Raw genomic sequence first — 13,887 nt, forward strand, 5'->3', positions numbered from 1 at the left:
GAACACGGCCCGTGCGACGCACCCGCGCGCTGCCGTCACTGCACGTCGGCACCCGCAGGCACCTGCGCCAATGCCTGGCCCACCTGCAGCGCCGCCGCCACATTGCGCGCGGCAATGCGCACGTTGCTGGCGGCTTCGGCCAGCGCCTGTTCCACCGTGCAGGCGCGATGCACCACTGCGAACATCGCATCGATGCCGTGGCCATGCAGCAGCGCGGCGCCGTTGCCCAGGCAGCCGGCAATGGCGATCACCGGCTTGCCATGCCGCAACGACACCCGCGCCACGCCCACCGGGGTCTTGCCGTGCAGGCTCTGGCTGTCCAGACGGCCTTCGCCGGTGATGACCAGATCGGCCTGGGCGACCAGCGCCTCCAGCCCGAGCGCCTGCGCCACGATCTCCACGCCGGGCCGCAACTGCGCGCCCAGATAGGCCACCAGCGCTGCACCAAGGCCGCCGGCCGCACCGCCGCCGGGCAGGTCGTGCAGCTGCACGCCCAGGTCGCGCTGCAAGATATTTGCGTAGTGCTGCAGGTTGGTATCGAGCTGGCGCACCATGCTGGAGGTGGCGCCTTTCTGCGGGCCGAAGACGGCCGAGGCGCCGGTGGGGCCGATCAGCGGATTGTCCACATCGCAGGCCACTTCGAACTGGCAGTCCTGCAGGCGCACGTCCAGGCCGTCGGTCTCGATGCGCGCCAAGGCGGCCAGCGCGCCGCCGCCCGGGCCGATCGGCGCGCCTTGCGCATCCAGCAGCCGCACGCCCAAGGCCTGCGCCAGGCCGGCGCCGCCGTCGTTGGTGGCGCTGCCGCCGATGCCGATGATGAAGCGCCGCGCGCCGGCATCCAGCGCGGCCAGGATCAACTCGCCCACCCCGGCCGTGCTGGTGCGCAGCGGCGCGCGCTCGGCCGGCGGCAGCAGCGCCAGACCGCTGGCGGCGGCCATTTCGATCACGGCGGTGCGGCCGTCGCCGGTCAGGCCGAAGAACGCCGGCACCGGGCTGCCGAGCGGGCCGCTGACCGTGCAGGCGATCACCCGCCCGCCGGTGGCCGCCACCAGCGCGTCGACCGTGCCTTCGCCGCCATCGGCCACCGGCACCTTGCGGTACCGCCAGTCGGGGAACACCTCGCGGAAGCCGGCCTCGATCTGGGTGGCCACCTGCAGCGCGGACAGGCTTTCCTTGTAGGAATCGGGGGCGATGACGATCTTCATGGGGACACTCGCTTGAATGGGCGCATCACTGGTTCACCGCGCGCGCCGGCACCCGCAGCACCAGCGCGGCGCCCAGCAGCATGGCGCCGGCCAGCACGTACAGCGCCAGCTCGGTGCTGTGGGTGGTGTCCTTGATCCAGCCCACCAGATACGGGCTGACGAAGCCGGCAACCTGGCCGGTGGAATTGATCAGCGCCAGCCCGCCGGCCGCGGCGGCGGCAGTGAGAAAGCCATTGGTCAGCGGCCAGAACAGCGGCAAGCCGCTGACCGCGCCCATCGTGGCCAGGGTCATGCCGAACAGGGCCAGCGCCAGGTTGTCGGTGACGCTGGCGGCGATGCACAGCCCGGTTGCGCCCATCAGCAACGGGATCACCAGATGCCAGCGACGCTCGCCGCGGCGGTCGGCCGAGCGGCCCATCAGCACCATGAACACCGCTGCGGCCAGATACGGGATGGCGCTCATCAGGCCGATCCGGGTCGGGTCGGTGACGCCGCTGCCCTGGATGATCGAGGGCAGCCAGAAGTTGATCGCATACACCCCGCTCTGGATGCAGAAGTACACCGTACCCAGCATCCACACCGCCGGGTTGCGCAGCACCGCGCCCAGCGAGGTGGAGGCGCCGGCCGGTTTGCGTGCTTCGTCGTCTGCCAGCGCGCGAGTCAGTGCCCGTTTCTGCTGCGTATCTAGCCAGGTCGCCTGCTGCACGCCATCGCTGAGCAGGAACCACACCCCGATGCCCAGCAGCACCGTGGGCAGGCCCTGCAGCAGGAACATCCATTGCCAACCGGCAAGACCGCCCTGCCCGGCCGAAAAGTGGCTGAGGATCCAGCCCGACAACGGCCCACCCAGCACCCCGGAGATCGGGATGGCCGACATGAAGACGGTCATGACCCGGCCATGCTGGGCGCGCGGAAACCAGCGCGTCAGATACAGCACGATGCCGGGGAAGAAACCGGCTTCGGCCGCGCCGGTGAGCAGACGCAGGGTGTAGAAGCCGGCCGGGGTGCGCACGAACATCAGGCAGGTGGAGAGCAGGCCCCAGCTGACCATCATGATCGCCACCCAGCGGCGCGCGCCGATGCGCTGCAGGATCAGATTGCTCGGCACCCCGCAGGCCAGGTAACCGATGAAGAAAATGCCCGCGCCCAGCCCATACACGGTCTCGCTCATGCCTAGGTCGCCGAGCATCTGCAACTTGGCGAAGCCGACGTTGACCCGGTCCAGGTAATTGAACAGGTAGCAGACGAACAGGAACGGGATCAGCCGCCACAGGATCTTGCGGTAGGTCGGGCCCATACCGTCGGGGGGCGGCAGGGGCCGGGTGGCTTGGGTCATCGCACGCTCCAGCAGTCGGTGGGCCCACCGGTGCACGGCGCGGCGGCGCCACACTCGGGGGTCGGCGCATTCTAGATTGAGCGTTTTCCCGGAAGCATCGTCAGGGTGCTGCCTGTTTGCGGGCAGGCAGGTGTGAGTTTTTGTGCAAATGCCCAACTTCCATCGGGGGCACGCTCGGCGCGTGCCGGGCCAGGAAAAACGCCACGGCGATCATGCTGTTGGATGCAGGGCTGGCTGGCCCAATAAGGCGACGGCCAGGTCACCGTCTGGCTGACGGCCAGCGCCGGTGCACTCCAGTCACCCGGTCAGCCCGTCCGGCAGAGAAGCCAGTGCGGCAACGCGCGGATACCCCATACCGCCGAGCCGACGCAGCACCCCGCACCCGCACCCGCACGGTAGACCGCCTTGGCTTTGCGAATCCCAAATCCCGACTCCCGACTCCCCGCACAACCCGCTCTACCGATTCCATACTCCCGATTCCCGATTCCCCGCCGCATACGCCTGCGCCTGGCCCATCACCCGCAACAGGTTGCCACCCCAGATGCCGGCGATCTGCTGTTCGGTGTAGCCCTTGCGCAGCAGCCAGGCGGTGATGCGCGGGAGCTTGGAGACGTCTTCCAGGCCGACCACGCCACCGCCGCCGTCCCAGTCCATGCCGATGCCCACGTGCTCGGGCCCGACCAGCTTGAGCACATGCTCCAGATGGGCGAAGAAATCCTCTTCGGTCGCCCGCTTGATCGGGTAGCGCGCATCCAGCTCCTTGAGTGCGGCGCTCAGGGCGGTGCCGTCGGCGATCTTGACGTGTTCCCAACCGCCGTACTGGTCGGTGAGCGCCTTTTCGGCGGCCTTGCGCTCGGGGCTGGCGCCGCTGTCGACCAGATAGCCGCCATAGGAATTCACCTGGATCACGCCGCCATGCGCGGCCAACACCTTCAAGCGTGCGTCGTCGATATTGCGCGGATGGTTGAAGACCGCACGCGCACCGCTGTGCGAGAGCACGATCGGCACTGGCGATAGCGCAATCAACTGGTCGAATACCGCATCGGAGGCGTGCGATTGATCGATCACGATGCCCAGCGCCTGCGCCTGCTGCACCAGTTGCTTGCCGGCGGGGCTCAAGCCCTTCCACTCCGGGCCCTTGGGATCGGTGGCCGAATCGGCGAACTCGTTGTTGAGAAAATGCACGGTGCTCATCAGGCGCAGGCCTTGCGCGTAATAGAAGCTCAGCAGCGTAGGGTCGGCCACCAGCGGGCTGGCGTTTTCCATGCTGATGTACACCACGCGCTTGCCATCGGCCTTGATGCGCGCGGCATCGGCGGGCGTGGTGGCGAAGGCAAACTGCTGCGATTGCGCGGCCAGCAGCGTGTGGATCTTCATCAGCCGCTGCAGGCCGGCATCGCGGTCGCGCAAATGCGCCGCCGCGCTACGATCGCCTTGCCCGGTGTAGACCGCCCAGAAGCCGCCATCGAGCGCGCCTGCGACCATGCGCGGGTAGTCCACCTGCGACAGCCGGTTGCCGGCATGCGCCTGCAAGACGTCGAAGTCGGGGCGCTCCAGATTGGCCGGCGTATCCAGATGCGAATCCAGCGTGACCAGGCGCTGTTGCAAGGCGGTGGCGCGCGCCAGCTCGGCCTTGGAAAACTCCAGCGCGTGGCTGGGTGCAGCCACGGCCAGACTCAGGAAGATGGCGGTGCACAGGCGGTGCAGGGTCATGGCGGCTCGCAGAAGGTGGGGGTGGATCGATCATAGCCGCGCAAGGATCGGCCGATCTCTGCGCAGAACGCGGGGCGCGGCGCGGCGCGCTGCGATGCGCAGTCGCAGACACCAGCGCCTGCGACCACGCACAACGCATCACTTGCGCTCGAAGAACTCGTGATAGGCCTTGGATTTGCCTTCCGGCGACTTGCCCACGCCATTGCGGATCAGCGTCTTGCCGTCGGCAGAAAACGTCCAGAACTCGCCGACAATCACGTCGTCGTCCTTCATCTTGAGGATCTGGTAGGTATCGGCACCGGTCTTGCTCACCGCGATCTGGTTGAAGCGCGCCTGCTCGTTGAGCGGGCTGGGTTTGCCATCGAGCGTGGTGACGTAATCGACCTTGTACGGGGTGGCCGGGCGGGTGGTGTTGATGGAGTGGTATTCGATGCGGTTGTCGGAGAACTGCACGTTGATGGTCAGGCGCATGCCCTTGGGGAACTTGCCGTCGCTCCAATTGGATTTGGATTCCACCAACGTCCAGGCGCCATCGTGCGGGTCGGCCGCGAATGCGGTGGAGGTGGCGGTCAGCGTTGCGATGGCGAACAAGGCGGTGGTCAGAAAGGTGCGCATGGGCAGTGTCCTTGGATGCTGGGATGTCAGGCGGTTATGCCGGGTGGCGGCTTCAGGTGGGGCCATCGTCGGAAGGTGATGGTCAGAAGTCGGTGCGCGATTCCAGGTGCTGTTCGACCTGCTCGCGGGTGGTCCACAAGGTGCGGAACTCGCCCTTGGAAAGCAGCTCGAGCTGGTCGCTGATGTGTGCCGAGCCGGGCTGGCTGGCATTGCCGTAACTCATCAAGCCTTTGGCCTTGATGGGCGTGGAAAACTCCACCAGCGACACCCAGGTTTCGCCGTGCTGCGGCAGGCGTTGGCCATCGGCGTTGGGCGGATTCCAGGTGATCACATCGAACGCGCCCAGGTTGCCGAAACCGCCGCGGCCAGGCACATCGACCTCGCCCAGATGGAAACGCGAGACCTCGCCGTACGGCCGATCAATCGCGCCATAGGTCTGTTTGGTGCTGGTCACGGCCTGCTTGAGTTGACGCAGCGCCAGTGCCGGGTCCTTCAAGCCGCTGGGTGTGGTCAATGGCGCGGCCAGCGACCACGGCGTGGCATAGCCGGCTTGCGAAAGGTAACGCGCATCGCCAGTGAACAAGCGCGCCCATTCCTCGAACAACAACGCGCCGCGGCTATCGGTTTCGAAGTGGCGGTCCCAGGCCTTGAGCACGGCGATCGCAGCGAGGATGTCCGGATCGGTGCTGTCTGCGGCGGCAGCGTACAGCTGCGGCAATGTGCGATCGGCCGCCAGCGCCTGCGCGGTGCGCTTGAGCGCGACGAACTGGTCGAAGTCGATGTTGTCGTGTTCGGCCAGCATCTTTACCGAGTTCTGCGCACGCAACGACATCGGCCCGACCGGTGCGACATACGCGGGGAAGGCGCTCGGTTCCAGCACGCGCGGCCAGCTCGCCAGCCACGGCGGGTCGTTGGTGTTCTGCACGAAACCGCCAGCCGGGTTGATCACCTTGGGCAGCTCGTCGTAGCCGTGCACCTCGCTCCACAACGTGGACGCGGTATCGCCCGGCACCAGCCTGCTCCAGTATTTCAAATCGCCCTGCGCATGCTTGGGCAGGATGCCGTTGTCCAGGAACAGCACGTTGCCGGCCTTGTCGGCATAGACGATGTTGAACATCGGCACCTGCAGCTGTTTCAGCGCGCGCTGGAACTGCGCAAAATCCTGCGCCTTGCCCATGTCCCAGTACTGCTTGAGCATGTCGGGCCGATCCAGGCCGGCCACACGCAGCGCCACGGTGGCTCCGTCGTAACGCTCGAACACCGGGCCGTGCACGCTCTGGCGAACTTGCAGCGCCTCTTCCTTCAGCGCGCCATCGGCCTGACGGATCTTCAAGGTCCTGGTCTCACGCTTGAACGGCAGCACCTTGCCGTCCAGCAGATAGCCCTCGCCCGACAGTGTGAGTTTGTAAGTGGTCTGGCCCAGTAGCGTGTTCACCGTATTGGTGAAACCCAGTTGCTTGTTGAAACCGAAGCGCAGGATCGGCAGGCCCACCTGGGTAGCGCCGTACAGATCCACGCCGGGCCCGTTGAGATGCGCTTCGTAATAGGTGAAAAAGCCGCTGCCCCAGGGCAGATGCGGGTTGGCCAGCAGCATGGCGTGGCCGTCGCGGGTCTTCTTGGGCATCAGCGCCCAGGCGTTGGAACCGTCGCGCGCCTGGCCGTCTTTGGGCGGCTCGCCCAGCACTTTTGCAGGCGAGGCGATGTAGACGTAATTCATCAGCCGGTGCGCATGCGCCACCACGTCCACGCCGGTGATCGGCAGCACCACCTTGACCTCGGCGTCCAAGGCATCCGGGTGTGCGGCGGCGTAATCGTTGATGCCTTGCGCGAATGCGTCCAGATCGGCGCGAAAGCCTGGATCCTGCTGCCGGTACCACTGCTGCGCGCGCGCGTAGACATCGTTGCTGGCCAGCCAGCGATCCTGTTCGATGTAGGTGTCGCCCCAGTATTCGGCGGCGCGGCCGCGCGCTTCGCCATAGAGATGCAGCAGCAGATTGCCGTGGCTGTGCGTCTGCGCCCAACCGAAGCCGTAGAAGGTGCCGGCCTCGGTCCTGGCGTAGACATGCGGCACGCCGTAGCGATCCCACAGGATCTCGCCTTTGTCCTTGCCGGCGCTGGCGAGAGCAGCGATCGGTGCGCATACCAGCGCGATCAACAGCAACCCTGCGTAGGTGAACGCGCTGCGCGAACGCGCCCGCATCAAAGACAATTGCGGCACTGGATCACTCCTCAAAAGGTGTACGTCAACTTGGTGTAGTAGGACCCGCCGGTGAAGCCATACGGCACGCTGGTGACGTAGAAACCGCTGCCGGTACTGGCGACTACGCCGATGTTTTTGGGGTATTGGTTGAACAGGTTGTTGGCGCCGAGCGTCCAGGTGATGCGATTGGACAGTGCATGGGACGCCTCCAGATCGGTGATCCATTTGGCCGGCACGTGCTCGTCGTTGGCCGGGTTGTTCTCCAGCACGTCGAAGCTGCCGAAGCGGTTGACGCGCACGTTGAGCGCGAAGTCGCCGATCACCCAATTGCCGCCCAGCAGCAACTTGCTGCGCGGGGTACGCGACAGATAGCCGCGCGAGGCACGGTCGAACAGTTCGTAGCCGGCGCCCAGCGAGTCCAGTGCGGCCGGGTTGTCGGCGATGCGGGTGATCTCGGTTTTGTTGTAGTTGTAGCCCAGGTTCCAGTTGACCCGGCCCCAGTCGCCGGCTTCCATGCGCCAGGTCGCCACCACGTCCACGCCTTCGGTGCGGGTGTCGATGGCGTTGGTGAAGTACTGCGCGCTGTCGACCCCGGACACGCCGGCACGGGTGAGCAGGTCGGTGATCGCTGCACCGGTGATGTAGCCGGTCATGCCGATGCGATCGTCCAGATCGATGCGGTAGGCATCCACGGTGAGGCTGAGCGCGCGGGTGGGGTTGTAGGTGAAGCCGATGCTGGCGTTGGTGGATTCTTCCGGCTTCAGCGGTTCGGCACCGAGTGCGAGCGCGGCGGGGGAATCCACCGGCAGCGTCTTGGCCAGGAACAACTCGCGATCGCCGTTGTCCAGCGTGCGCCAGCTGCTGTTGGTGGCCGCGTACAAGGCCTGCGCCAATGCCGGCGCGCGGAAGCCGGTGCTGGCGGCGCCACGCAGCGCGAAGGTGGGGGTGATGGCCCAGCGTGCGGTGAACTTGCCCACTGCCGTGTCGCCGGCCGAATCGTCGAAGCGCTCGTAGCGGCCGGCCAGGCCCAGCGACACGCTGTCGGCCACGTCCCAGGTCAGGTCGACATAGGCTGCGCCGCTGTTGCGATGCAGGCTGCCGGCTTCGTCGGGCTGGAAGGTGATTGCGCCCTGCGCACCCGGCGGCGGTGCCTGCCCGGCACGCGGATGGCCGGCCGGAAACACGTAGCTGCCGGCCGCATACGCCGCCTGCTCGCCGGCCTGGATCTCGTATTTTTCGTAGCGGTGCTGCACGCCCAGCGATACCTGCAGCGGGCGTTCGGCCAGTTGCAGGCCGCGGGTGATGTCCAGGCTGGTGGTCCAGTCGGTGGAGGTCAGCTGGCCGAGATAAAACTCAGTGGGGCTGGTCGGCCCCAGGCTGGCGTTGAGCGTGTGCAGCCCGTCGCGTTCGGAGGCGTTGCTGCCGTAGCTGGTGGCCAGGTCCCAATCCCACTCGCCCCACAGGCCCTTGATGCCGGCGGTGAACTCGTAATCGGTCTCGTCGATGCGCAGGCGCCGGCTGTAACCGTCCGGGTAGATCTCTTGCAGCGTGTTGTTGGCATTGGGATTGCGGAACGACCATTCCAGGTCGCTCAGGCGGCGGCTGTAGGTGGCATAGGAATAACCGCGCAGGTCGCCGCCCAGGCCGAGTTCGGCGTTGTAGGACAGGTTGGCGCCCTTCTGCCAGGGCTGGCCGAAGTTGCGCGTGATCAACCGGTCGGCGCTGGCCTCGCGCGGGTCCGGCTGGCCGTTGACCGGGTAGTACAGCCGGTAATCGTCGGCCACCGGCACCGCGCGATTGGAGGTCTGTTGATAGCGGGCGTCGGCGGCCAGATAGACGAAGCCGTCGCTGCCCAGCGCCAGGCCCTTGCCGATGCTGGCGCTGCTGCTGTCGCCATCGGCGCGGTCGATGTTCTGGCCCCACAGGAGGTCGGCCTTGCCGCCGTCGGCATCGGACTTGAGGAGGATGTTGATGACGCCGGCGATCGCATCCGAGCCGTATTGCGCAGCGGCGCCATCGCGCAGCACTTCGATATGGTCCACCGCCGACACCGGGATCAGGCTCATGTCCACCGGCACCGAACCGCGCCCGACGATGCCGGCGATGTTGATGCTGGCGGTGCGGTGGCGGCGCTTGCCGTTGACCAGCACCAGGGTGTGATCCGGGTTGAGCCCGCGCAGGCCGCCGGTGGCGATCACATACGAGGTGCCGTTGCCGGATTTGGCTGGCGCATTGAACGAAGGCACCAGATCGTTGAGCGCCGAGAGCAGGCCCGGGCGACCGGTCTTTTCCAGTTCCGCCGCGCCGATCACATCGATCGGGGTGGGACTTTCGGTGACGGTGCGTTGCACGCCGCGCGCGCCGGTGACCACCACGGCGTCCAGATTGCCGACTGCGGCGTCTGCGGGCGGCGTGGTCGCGGGTGCGTCCACTTGTGCATAGCCCACGCCGGGATGGCCGTGCAAGGCGGCCGTCATCGGCTGCGCCGAGGCCAGCGTGATGCGCTCGCCGTCGTCTTCGACCACGCTCAATCCGGTGCCGGTCAGTAATTGCCGTAGTGCCGCGCGCGATTCCAGCGTGCCCTGCACGGCCGGCGTGCGCACCTGCTGCAGATACTCGCCCGGCGCCACGATCTGCACGCCGGCCTGCCGTGCGAACTCCGGCAACGCCACCACGGCATTGCTCTCCGGCAGCGAGAACGTGCGCCCCTGCGGTGAGGCGGCCAACGCATGGCCCGCTGCCATCATCGCCACGGCCGTGCCGATGGCCTTGCTCAAACGCCTTGTTGCTGCCTGCATCACTGTTCTCCGCGGGCGCGCGTGCGCCGCTGTTTGATCGCTGTCACCGTTGCTGTCTGGCTCCCCTGTGTGTTCGATGCGTCGCCGCCGCTTTTCCGCCATGGACCCATCGCAGGTGCTGGCGGCAGCGCTGCCGATCGATACGCATCACTGCGCGATTGCCCCGCGCAGATGGATGCCGCCACGGGTGTGCTCGATCTGCAGGCCCATGCTCAGTGCGACAGAGCGTGCGAAGCCTTCCGGATCGTTGGCCGAGTACAGGCCGACCACGGTGCGTCGCGCCACGGCGGGGTCGTCGATCAGGATGCGCATGTCGTTGTAGCGGGCGAATTCGGCAGCGGCCTGCGCCAGCGTGTCGCCATCGAAGGCGATCATGCCGTCGCGCCAGACCAACAGCTGCTGCACGCGTTGCGCATCCAGCGGCTGCAGCTGCACTGCCCGCGTCGGGCTGACCATCGCCAACATGTTGGCTGCCACCCGTTGCGGTACGCGCTGGTCGGCATCCACTTCGACGGTGCCTTCGCGCACGAGGACCTTGACTGCATCGTCCTGCCGGCGGCGCACGCTGAAGCTGGTGCCGACCGCGCGCACTTCCGAGCCAGCCGCCATCACCACGAACGGACGATGGCGATCCCTGGCCACGTCGAACAAAGCCTCGCCGCGCAACAACTGGATCTGACGCCGGTCGGCGCGGTACTCCACCACTACTTCCGAGCCGGAGTTGAGCGTCACTGCCGAGCCGTCTTCCAGCGGCAGCCGCAGCACCTCGCCGATGCGGGTGAGGTGATGGCCGCTACCGGGCGCTGCATTGCCCGGCGCGCCATGTCCAGGGACGGACTGCTGCAATGCCAGCATGCCGGTGGCCGCAGCGACCACGCTGGCAGCGAGTGCGGCCAGCCAGGTGCCGCGTCGATGCGTGCGCCGTGCCTGCGTCGCTTCGGCGGTAAAACCCTGGCCCAACGCACGCGCGCGATCGAAATGCAGATGCACCGCGTGCGCACGTGCATACGCACCGCGATGACGTACGTCTTCGGCCAACCAACGGTCGCGCTGTACGCGCTCGGCCGGCGTGAGCCGGTCGCCATCCTCGCGTGCCACCCAGGCGGCGGCAATGTCGTCGATGGTGCGCATGCTCAGCTGCCGCGTTGCGGGTCGGCGAGGCGCGTGGGCAGCGCATCGTGTGCGGCGGCCGGTGCAGATGCGCGGGTATGGCCCATGCGGGCCATGAGCAGGCGCAATCCTTTCACGATGTGTTTTTCCACGGTGTTCTCGCTGATTCCGAGCCGCGCGGCGATCTCGCGCTGCGACAGTCCATCGACCTTGCGCAGCAGAAATACCTGGCGGCATTTGTCCGGCAGTGCCGACAGCGCTTCGCCGATGCGGCGCAGCTCCTGACCGGCAATGGCGTGGCGCTCGGGTGAGCGCTCGTCCTGTGTGATGTCCAGGCGCTCGATTTCCGCCACGCTTTCGATCGAAACGATTCTGGCGCGGCGCACCTGCTGCAACAGCACCGACTGCGCGGCGGTGAACAGATAGGCGCGCGGGTTGGCGATATGGCCGACCTCGCCCAGCCCGGCCAGGATGGCGTAGGTCTCCTGGATCACATCGTCGCAATCGACGGTGCCAGGGGCGTGCTTGCGCAGCCAACGCCGCAGCGCCGGCTCGTGCGGCAGGATCTGCGTCGCCAGCCAGGTGGCACGCTGGGAATCGATGGCCGGCATCTAGGGCGCGGCCGCTGACGTGCCCGCACGTCGAAGTGAGGAAGTCATTGCGTTCTCCGGGGGATTCGAGCGAATGACCTGCTCTTGAAGTCACGATGCGTCAGCGACGCACCTCCGCCATGCCATCCGACGGGTGGTTCGCTGCGATGGCACTACCCGCGCAGATCGCGTCAGAAATCGACAATGTCCGGTCAGATGCGGCCAACGAAATGGCCGTTGGCAATGACCTGACTGCTTTGGGTTATGCAGGCGCGCCACGCACTAGAGCGCGCTGCCACGCGACTGCCCACGCCACGGTGATGGGCGCAGCCGTGCACGGCAATGCGGTACTTGGCGGTCTGACCGTGTGGCATCCGGGCGCGACGATCGGCGCCAATGCGCAAGCGAGTACGGTGTTTATGGGGGCCGGGCGTGTTCTACGGCTATGTCGATCCGGAGACCATGACAAATCCCGAATTCGGGGCCGATCTGCACCAGGCGGTGTCGGACATCACCGCGCGGCCGGCGGGTTGGTGATCGGTTACCGCTGCAGCTGCAACCAACCGCAGGTCATCGCCTGATGTGACCGATACGCGCAGGCCGGGAATGGCCTGTGACACGCGGTTTCAGTCGCCCAGCTCGGCCAAACGCGCACGCACGCTCTCGACATCGATGTGCTCGCGCACATGCGGCCACTGCCGCGCCCACACCGAACGGAACACGATCCACGCGCCGAACACGCCCAGACAGGTCGAGCCCAGCGCCAGCAGCAACGGATGCAACGGCGAGCCGCTGCCGGTCTGGAACAGATACATGAAGGCCCCGGAAAACAGCAGCCACACGCCGAATACCGGCCAGTTGCTGGCCAGCAGACTGGCATTGGGCCGCTCGATCTCACGCAGCAACCGGGTCAGCGCCTTGCGTTCGTCATCGTCCGGTGTCATCGACTGGCCGCTCCACGGGTTGACTGCGTTTTTTAGAGCGGCTAACAAAACGTAGCGAGCAGTCGTCAGGTGGGCGTGGACGGCGCGCTCAGAACCGGAGTGTACGGGTGGTACATGCCGATTCCGAGCACCGGCCGCGCCCGTCTGGCGGCCGCGCAGTAGTTTGTTAGTCGCTCTTGATCGCCGCGCTAGATCACGCGGCAGAATACTGCCTTCAGATAGCGCGATTCCTGCACGTGCGCCATGAACGGATGGTCCGGGCCGGCACCGGCGACTTTCAGGATCTGGATGGTGCGCCCGGAGAAATACGAGGCGCGGCGCAGCATGTCCAGAAATTCCTGCTCGGCCACCAGCCCGGTGCACGAGAACGTGGCGAACAGGCCACCGGGCTTGACCACGCCCAACGCCAGCTTGTTCATGTCCAGGTATTTCTTCAACGCCGGAATCACCTGCTCGCGGTCGCGCGTCATCTTGGCCGGGTCCAGGATCACCACATCGAACTGGTCGCCGCGATTGGACGCATCGCGCAGCCACGGAAAGATGTCGGCCTGCACGAACTTGGGGCGCACGTTGTTGAGCTTCGCATTGCCCTTGGCCAACGCGATCACATCCTCGTCGATGTCCACGCCCAGCACCTCCGAGGCGCCACGTGCGGCCGCATACACCGCAAAGCCGCCGGTGTTGCAGCACAGATCCAGCACCGTCTTGTCCTTGACCTGCTCGCTCAGCCACTGACGGTTTTCGCGCTGATCGGCGAAGAACCCGGTCTTGTGCGCACCGGCCGGGTCGGCGCGGAACTTGATGCCGTACTCGGTGATCACCGCCGCTTCGGTGGTGGTGTTGCTGTGGAAATCGAAGCTTTCCTGCTTTTGCACGTGTTCGTCGGCAAAGCTGTGGAAGCGGCAACCCGGGAACTGCTCGCGCAGCGCCTCGTAGATCCATTCGCGATGGCGGAACATGCCGGCGGCGAAGAACTCCACCACCACCAGGTCGCCATAGCGGTCCACCACCAGGCCGGACAGGCCGTCGCCTTCGCTGTGCACCACGCGCCAGGCGTCGGACACGCCATCGAGCTTGAGCCAGTCGCGGCGCAGGCTCACCGCCGCGGCGATCTTGCGCGAGAACCAGCCCGCATCCACCGGCACCGATTGATCGGTTTCCAGGATGCGCACGGCGATGCGCGAATGACCGTTGTAGAAGCCGCGGCCGATCCACTCCCCATCCACGCCGACCACATCGACGATGGTGCCGGGTTTGGGCTTGGCGGCGGGCTTTTCCACCAGCTTCTGGAAGATCCACGGGTGGCTGGAGCGCCACGCATTCTTGAGTCGGACGACGGGGACAGGAGTATTCATCCGCCCATTGTATCCGGCTGG

11 protein-coding genes and 1 other RNA gene are annotated in these 13,887 nt (G+C 66.5%); 1 reads left to right on the forward strand and 11 read right to left on the reverse strand.

Going from position 1 to position 13,887, the window contains the following annotated elements; all coding sequences use genetic code 11:
* Nucleotides 1-35: 35 nt before the first annotated feature.
* The 8 genes from NDY25_RS10505 to NDY25_RS10540 form a co-directional block, all read right to left on the reverse strand.
* Nucleotides 36-1,205, reverse strand: a complete 1,170-nt coding sequence (locus NDY25_RS10505; RefSeq protein WP_256627923.1) for a glycerate kinase — start codon at nucleotides 1,203-1,205, stop codon at nucleotides 36-38.
* 25 nt (nucleotides 1,206-1,230) lie between these two features.
* Nucleotides 1,231-2,541, reverse strand: coding sequence for an MFS transporter (locus NDY25_RS10510; protein ID WP_168959016.1), 1,311 nt, complete (start codon nucleotides 2,539-2,541; stop codon nucleotides 1,231-1,233).
* 456 nt (nucleotides 2,542-2,997) lie between these two features.
* Nucleotides 2,998-4,254: a dipeptidase gene (locus tag NDY25_RS10515; RefSeq protein WP_168959015.1), complete on the reverse strand. Its 1,257-nt coding sequence runs from the start codon at nucleotides 4,252-4,254 to the stop codon at nucleotides 2,998-3,000.
* 138 nt (nucleotides 4,255-4,392) lie between these two features.
* Nucleotides 4,393-4,869 carry a hypothetical protein gene (locus tag NDY25_RS10520; protein ID WP_023905845.1) on the reverse strand — a complete coding sequence of 159 codons (477 nt, stop codon included), beginning with the start codon at nucleotides 4,867-4,869 and terminating at the stop codon, nucleotides 4,393-4,395.
* An 82-nt stretch (nucleotides 4,870-4,951) separates the two neighbouring features.
* Complete coding sequence (locus tag NDY25_RS10525) at nucleotides 4,952-7,087, reverse strand: penicillin acylase family protein (RefSeq protein ID WP_233366570.1); 2,136 nt, start codon at nucleotides 7,085-7,087, stop codon at nucleotides 4,952-4,954.
* Nucleotides 7,088-7,098: 11 nt separating this feature from the next.
* Complete coding sequence (locus NDY25_RS10530; protein WP_256627924.1) at nucleotides 7,099-9,867, reverse strand: TonB-dependent receptor; 2,769 nt, start codon at nucleotides 9,865-9,867, stop codon at nucleotides 7,099-7,101.
* Between the two features lie 147 nt (nucleotides 9,868-10,014).
* Nucleotides 10,015-10,998 carry a FecR family protein gene (locus NDY25_RS10535; RefSeq protein ID WP_256627925.1) on the reverse strand — a complete coding sequence of 328 codons (984 nt, stop codon included), beginning with the start codon at nucleotides 10,996-10,998 and terminating at the stop codon, nucleotides 10,015-10,017.
* Between the two features lie 2 nt (nucleotides 10,999-11,000).
* Nucleotides 11,001-11,588, reverse strand: a complete 588-nt coding sequence (locus tag NDY25_RS10540) for an RNA polymerase sigma factor (RefSeq protein WP_168959012.1) — start codon at nucleotides 11,586-11,588, stop codon at nucleotides 11,001-11,003.
* Between the two features lie 375 nt (nucleotides 11,589-11,963).
* Between NDY25_RS10540 and NDY25_RS23150 the strand changes: the two genes are divergently transcribed.
* Nucleotides 11,964-12,104: a hypothetical protein gene (locus tag NDY25_RS23150; protein ID WP_256627926.1), complete on the forward strand. Its 141-nt coding sequence runs from the start codon at nucleotides 11,964-11,966 to the stop codon at nucleotides 12,102-12,104.
* Nucleotides 12,105-12,193: 89 nt separating this feature from the next.
* Here the strand turns inward: NDY25_RS23150 and NDY25_RS10550 are convergent, their stop codons facing one another.
* From NDY25_RS10550 to NDY25_RS10560, 3 genes are all read right to left on the reverse strand, one after another.
* Entirely contained in the window at nucleotides 12,194-12,511 is a 318-nt protein-coding gene (locus NDY25_RS10550; protein WP_115041082.1) for a hypothetical protein, read from the reverse strand.
* A gap of 39 nt (nucleotides 12,512-12,550) precedes the next feature.
* Nucleotides 12,551-12,627, reverse strand: a non-coding RNA gene (locus NDY25_RS10555) — sX9 sRNA.
* Between the two features lie 72 nt (nucleotides 12,628-12,699).
* Nucleotides 12,700-13,866, reverse strand: a complete 1,167-nt coding sequence (locus NDY25_RS10560) for a class I SAM-dependent rRNA methyltransferase (protein ID WP_168959011.1) — start codon at nucleotides 13,864-13,866, stop codon at nucleotides 12,700-12,702.
* Between the last annotated feature and the right edge of the window lie 21 nt (nucleotides 13,867-13,887).

It is taken from the genome of Xanthomonas hortorum pv. pelargonii, from assembly GCF_024499015.1.
In the GTDB taxonomy this organism is placed as follows: domain Bacteria; phylum Pseudomonadota; class Gammaproteobacteria; order Xanthomonadales; family Xanthomonadaceae; genus Xanthomonas; species Xanthomonas hortorum_B.